Raw genomic sequence first — 5885 nt, 5'->3', positions numbered from 1 at the left:
GAGCACACCGGCGCCGACGAAGCGCAATATATCGCTACTCGACGCGTGCTGATAAATTAAAATTCCCGCCCTTACGAATGCCGTGGCGCCAAGCGTTAGAGAAATACTCACCAAACTGACGAAAAAGTCCACAGGTGACCTTGAATCTGCTAGAACCGCTTGATAATCCTTAGGTATAACTCCAAGCAGTCGCGGCCACACATGGATGCTGTCGACGCCATACGCTGTCCATGGATATCTTTCAAAGGCTCGGAGGATATTGCCGAATCTCGTCGGCAGCACCAACTCGGGCTTCTCCGGGTACTCGAGAAGGAATACGCGATCAAGCTTGAGGTATTCCGACTTTCGCTTTGCACAATCGCGCTCGCAATCCTTGCAAGTTTGTGCATCACCTTTCGTTTTAGCGGTCGCGAGTGCTTTTTCCGCTTCTTGAAATCGGTTCCACGCGGCTTGGACGATGTCCAGCTTATTCCTCCGTCTTTTAACCTGGAGCGACAGAAAATGAGGTTGGGCCAGCGGCCAGGTATATCCCTCCAGCATGCGATAAATCCAATGATTCCCTGTCATGAGAAGAACCGCTATCGTCCATACCCCAAACAGTAACAACGTCAGTTTTGCAAATTTATCATTCTCTAACGTCGCGCTAAGTAATTTTGAAAATGGTGGGACGTCCCCATTCAGCGCGACGAATCCCATGGTTCCTATGAGCGCTGGCAAGAAGAAGCCAAGGATGAAGGATTTTTCTGCAAGCTTCGAGAGACTGCCGAACATAGAACTCTCTCAGGTTAGTGGCGGAGGGCGGACCGTACCAGGATCATTGGTAGGTTCACCCTCCAAGGAAAGCCCGTTGCGGCCTGTGGACTCCTCGCGCAGCGCATTGCTGGCGAGAATGAAGGCGCTGTCGTAGCCGGCCGCGCCGGCCATTGCGGGATTGATGGCTTTGGTGATCAGGTCGAAGTGACCGGCATCGGCGAGTTCGTTGCAGCCGTGCGACTTCCAGTACCAGCCCGCGACGAGCGCTGCGACGTTTGCGTCGTTGCGCACGAGATCGGGATTGGACACGAGGTCCATGCCGATCGCCTTGCCCGCGCTCGCGAAGTTGGCCTTGCCCGTGAGCTGGATCAGGCCTGAGCCGCGATATTTCCAGCCGTCGCCGCTTGCTGCCGGCCCGTTGCCGTACTTGTTCTGGTAGACCAGATTCGCGAGTTGCTGCTGGCGGGCCGGAGGGACGCTGGTTTCACCCGGCTGGCGACCGAGCGCACTACACTGGTCGGGGGTCAGACTTGAAAACGTCGCATGCAGGCCTGCGACGCCATAGTTGAAATTCTCGTGGACCGGAGGCAGCGGAAACTTGCCGCTCTCGACGGCGATTTGCGCGAGGAAGGCCGCCTCCCGCGCGGGCGTGTTGATCTTGAACCGCTGCATCGCATTCGTGATCGGCGTCAGCCAAAAATTCGCGCTCGCGGTGGATGCGCCGGTCGCTGCCATGAACATTTCCTGGTCCATGCCGTTCTCCCGCTAACTGTCAATCGCTTGTGCTGCAAAACAGTCTCCGGACCTGTTCATTCAACACGTGAAAATTAGCCGCCCTTCAACATTTTTAGTATGGCACGGTGATTAGTCGACCGGCGGGGTCTCCTTCTGAAAAAAGTTATTCCCAGGGAGCTTCGCTCCAATGAGGCAGGATCACATTTAAATATGTAATTAGCTACAATCCGACCTTTCCGGCTCTGGTGGTCAATCTGAACGCGAAGATGAGCTGCGTGCAGGACTCGCATTTGTCGGAAGACGAACTGTTGTCTGTGCCCGGCTTCGCCCAGACGAAGTGGCGTTATATCCGGGAGACCCAAGAGTGGATCCCGGTGTTTCACTGGGCCGACGCGGCTGACCCCCTTACCTTCCTCGCCGTCGAGCCTTCGAACGACGATCCGGATCGCGAGGACTGGATCACGCCGGAGGGCTTCCCGCGCGAGCAGTAACACCATTGCTCGGGTAAAAGTTATCGACCAGCCTCTTTGTATGGACGGTGCAACGTCCAGAAGGTTCTCTGATTTGTTCCACGGTCCGAGGAAAAGGAGACTGGACCGAACTGGCATTTTGTTATTGAGGGAGGGCCATCGGCTCTCCCCTTATGACATCAAGGAACGAAAATGGAACGCTACTACGACGAGGCCGGCCACTTCACGGAACATCGGTACGAGAAGTGGTTCGAGACTCAACAATTTAACCAAGAGTTGATGAGAGAAATTCGCAATGACAACGCCGACGCCCGAGCAGCAGCAGGAACATCTTCGCCTCACGACGTTCCTGCGCGAACTGACACAGGGCAAGTTGACGTGGAGTGAGCTGCAGGCCAAGCTCGAGCGCGTCTTGGCAGATAAGAAGAGCCGCGCGGCGTTTAACCGGTTGCTGTCCAAACCGCACGGATGGCTGGCTGAAAACCCGTCGAGCTACACCTTCAAGTTTGAAGGGCAGATGGGACCCGATCCGGAGGGCAAGAAAGACAAGATCCTCCTGCGCGTTCGTCCGCTCGATGATGATCCGTCCGTGAAGGACATCGTGATCGTCTTCGATCTCGTGATTGGCGTGGGGGAGGATGACGCGACCTACTTGTTCATCGATCCCGAGGCAGCACATCTGCGGCGCTGGCTGATTGAGACCCAGCCGGCCGTTCAAGCTGTACCTCTGGACGCTTCCAGCGTTCCTGCGTTGGGACCGATCGCAAGCAGTAACTGGATCGAGATGGTCGAGCGGCTCCGTAACTTCTCCCTGAAAGGCATTCGGCAGCTGTTGGTACCGGCGTTTCAGGATGATGAGCATGAGTCGGCGGAGGTAGTGCTGGCGATCCGGGCGCGCATCCGAAACAAGCAGGAGCTCGCCATCATCGACACGCACGCCCCGCTCTTTCTGCTGGCGGTGACGGGTGTCTACCCCGCAGGCACGACGAGCAACGGTCACGCCAAGACGCTCAACATTAGCTACGAGAGCCAGGTACCGGACGTTGATCCGAAGAATCCAAAGTTCGAGGCCACGCTTTTGCTCGAACACGGACCCGCGGATGACGCACTCTACGTCAAACCCGGATCGATGATGGTGATCTCGGACATCGAGTATCTGCCCGATTCCGCCATGACCGGTGAAGCGCGCGCGTCCGCTCTGACGCGACAGGTGCTGGCATCGGTTGCGCGTCCCGTGCCCGCCTTCGCCCGCAAACTGGAGATGACCGTCGAGGCAACTCGCTGGTCGGAGCTTGAGCCGTTCATGTCGGGACTCGTCAGTTACCTTCCAGGAGTCGAAGCTCGAATTCACCAGATGTGGACGGAGATGGCGAAGCTGCTGAACTCTCCGACACCCGATCACGAGTCGCTGATCTTGATCGTGAAGGGAGAGATTTCGCCCGACGTCACGAAGACCTATCTCATGATCGAGTTGCGGTACACGGGCGGAGCCTTCGTGTTTGACGAAACGACAGAAGGTGAGTTCGATACGACGCTTCGCTACGCCTGGGAAGCCCATAAGGAGACGGGGGCACGTACGACCACACTCTAGGAGACGGCATGGACATAGCCCCGATTCTGACCACCCAGGAATGGATCGCTGGCTACTACGCCAAAAGAGACTTCCACTTCTACGGAGCCAAGTTTCTGCGATCGCTTGCTGTGCGTATCGGCTTGGAGCGCGGTACGCATCATGTTCGATCCAACATGGGAGGTAATGCGGTATCAGGCGAAGTCTATTTGATGCACGACAAGCTGTACATGTGGATCACCCAGTCGTTCAACTACGAAGTGGTGCTGTTTTATCGTGCCTGCAATGGGCGACGAGACCACATCGGTGGAGAAAACAACTCCCTCAGAGTAGCCGACTTGGCCGATGAAGGTCGAGCTGCAGCGTTCGTCGAGCGCTGTCAGCGCATTATCAACTGCTCCTCTTCGTAGTTCCTGTAGTTCATCCCCTTCACTCACTAGCGCCCAGCCTGACCCCGTGGTCGGGACTGGGCTTTATGTCGTCTGGGTAAATCTGACTGCACCGCCGGATGGTATGACGAGCAGTGAGCTTCGGAATCCTCATCTAAAACGGATATTGATCATGCCGCAAATCAATGGCGTACTGGCGACCGCAGCGATCGATAAGCTGCTCGACAAAGAAATCAGCGGGACCTGGTTCTTCCGAAACGAGATGGAGGAATACATGGACACCGAGACTTTCGACGCGGTTCACGCGCGTATGGAATACCTGTACGAGAAGGCCGTCATCTCTAACAACGGTCGTCCCTTCAACCCGAAGTATCGCTTTCACCGCGTGAGCGGAATCGACACGCAGGAGCCGAAAGTTTTCCTGCAGTTGCTCTTGCCCGGAAATCACTTCAACACGGCGAAGGTGGCTGGTGAACTGATCCTCGATCTGCATTTCACGGAGCACGGTGGACTGATGATGGTCCTGCCTCCCGAGGCGCCGGCCGAAACGCTCGCGCGCGAGCAGAAGTGGAGTGCCAGCGAAGCCGAGCTTGAGGCAATTAACAAGCTGATCGAAGCGGCACGCGCCCTACAGGCGCTGCAAAGCAAGCGCTTCCGATGCGAGGTCTCTTGCGAGAAGGACGGCATCAAGATCAACACGGGCTATAGCAATCCGACCGACAAGATTCGGGCGGTGCTTGGCAGAGTTTAACCCTTTCACTCTAGGAGAAGTTACGCAACATGGATCTCACGAAGCGCCAAATCTTCATGACGCTCGCGCAGGTTAAGGACGCCGTCGTGCCTCAGGTGACCGGCAGTGCAGCAGACGCCGCCACGCTCAACACGGCCCTGCAGTCCGCCACCGCTTCGGTTCAGGCGTTGTTCGCGGGCGATACCATTCACTACGGCACTGGCTCGTACCAGAACGTCAACGGTGACTGGGTGCTCCAGATCGACGTGTTCCGCGGCGAAGACAACCCGATGAGTCATTGGGATGTCGCCGTCACCGCCACGATGACAGTCTCGAATGGCGCATATGCCATTCAACCCAACACAATTCAGACCATCAGCTACCAGCAACTGGGCAGCCCGATCGGTCAATCGTAATTCGAATCATGAAAGCCTGGGTTTCGCGGAGTAACGTCCCGACCCATGGCTTTATGACGTCACCTCTTAAAAGAGCTTGCCTTTCCCGGGGCCCCTCTTCTTTTGTTTCTTTCCGCATTTCTTTCGCAGTTCCCTCGGGTCGATCGACCCATGTCATCCCGTAGTTCTTTTCCCGGAGAACAGATTTGGAAGATGCCATCCATGTTGATTGTTGGCAGCACCTTGAGCGGTTCGGCATTCGCTCTTTGACCGGCGAAGCATGTGCATACGGCATGCGAGTGCTTTGCGACGTCACAGAGAGAGGTCACGACATTCTGCTCGACTATCTTGGACTTCCGCCGCACACCACCCCACTTCCTTCTTGGAATCCCCGCATTGGCGACGAGCCCGCTGTCGCTTGCTTCATGCTTCATCCGAGTCAGCTGTTGCCGATTGCCGAATTCATCATGCGGCGGAAAGGGGCGCTGGCCATCATGATCCGGAACAAGACGACCGTTGTTGGTCTTTTCTCGGAGACCAAGGTCAAGACGTATGAGGAGTTTGTCGAGGACAACCCGGAGATGGCGACGATCTGGGAGGTCAGACGTTGCTATAGCGTTGGGCCGTCCATAGGCTCGCGCAACGTTCATCAGTTTAGCGGGAGGATTGCGTGAGGACGTATGTCTGGGTCCGTACGTTGCTACCTCTTCCATCACAGATCCAGCTCTTTTACCAGGCGCATAGACGCATCGCACGCGGTAATGAGCTCAGGATTACCCACATCTCTGTGAGTGAAGAGAGGATTTTCTGCTTGTAAACGAGAGGGGTCGATGTTAACTTCGG

The 5885-nt window shown here is 56.3% G+C and carries 7 protein-coding genes and 1 pseudogene; 6 read left to right on the top strand and 2 right to left on the bottom strand.

Translation table 11 applies throughout. The annotated features are described in order from the left end of the window. Together AWB81_RS39835 and AWB81_RS39830 are read right to left on the bottom strand one after the other, a co-directional pair. A pseudogene (locus tag AWB81_RS39835) lies at positions 1–771 on the bottom strand (hypothetical protein); the annotation flags it as partial. A gap of 9 nt (positions 772–780) precedes the next feature. Continuing rightward, positions 781–1506 (bottom strand): glycoside hydrolase family 19 protein, encoded by a 726-nt coding sequence (locus AWB81_RS39830; protein WP_062643809.1) that lies wholly within the window; start codon positions 1504–1506, stop codon positions 781–783. A gap of 272 nt (positions 1507–1778) precedes the next feature. Here AWB81_RS39830 and AWB81_RS39825 point away from each other — a divergent pair, with 272 nt between their 5' ends. The 6 genes from AWB81_RS39825 to AWB81_RS39800 all read left to right on the top strand — a co-directional run bounded on the left by AWB81_RS39825 (position 1779) and on the right by AWB81_RS39800 (position 5716). Further along, positions 1779–1979, top strand: a complete 201-nt coding sequence (locus AWB81_RS39825) for a hypothetical protein (RefSeq protein WP_144444330.1) — start codon at positions 1779–1781, stop codon at positions 1977–1979. A 274-nt stretch (positions 1980–2253) separates the two neighbouring features. Further along, positions 2254–3549 carry a hypothetical protein gene (locus AWB81_RS39820; RefSeq protein WP_062643805.1) on the top strand — a complete coding sequence of 432 codons (1296 nt, stop codon included), beginning with the start codon at positions 2254–2256 and terminating at the stop codon, positions 3547–3549. Between the two features lie 8 nt (positions 3550–3557). Beyond that, entirely contained in the window at positions 3558–3938 is a 381-nt protein-coding gene (locus AWB81_RS39815; RefSeq protein WP_062643802.1) for a hypothetical protein, read from the top strand. A 103-nt stretch (positions 3939–4041) separates the two neighbouring features. Beyond that, a complete protein-coding gene (locus AWB81_RS39810; RefSeq protein WP_144444329.1) occupies positions 4042–4668 on the top strand; it encodes a hypothetical protein in 627 nt (208 codons plus the stop codon). Positions 4669–4697: 29 nt separating this feature from the next. Next, entirely contained in the window at positions 4698–5063 is a 366-nt protein-coding gene (locus AWB81_RS39805; protein WP_062643798.1) for a hypothetical protein, read from the top strand. 185 nt (positions 5064–5248) lie between these two features. Beyond that, entirely contained in the window at positions 5249–5716 is a 468-nt protein-coding gene (locus AWB81_RS39800; protein WP_062643796.1) for a hypothetical protein, read from the top strand. Positions 5717–5885 lie beyond the last annotated feature (169 nt).

The organism is Caballeronia arationis (assembly GCF_001544975.2).
In the GTDB taxonomy this organism is placed as follows: Bacteria; Pseudomonadota; Gammaproteobacteria; order Burkholderiales; family Burkholderiaceae; genus Caballeronia; species Caballeronia arationis.
The sequence above is the reverse complement of the archived record's forward strand: the minus strand, read 5'-3'. Positions and strand labels throughout refer to the sequence as shown.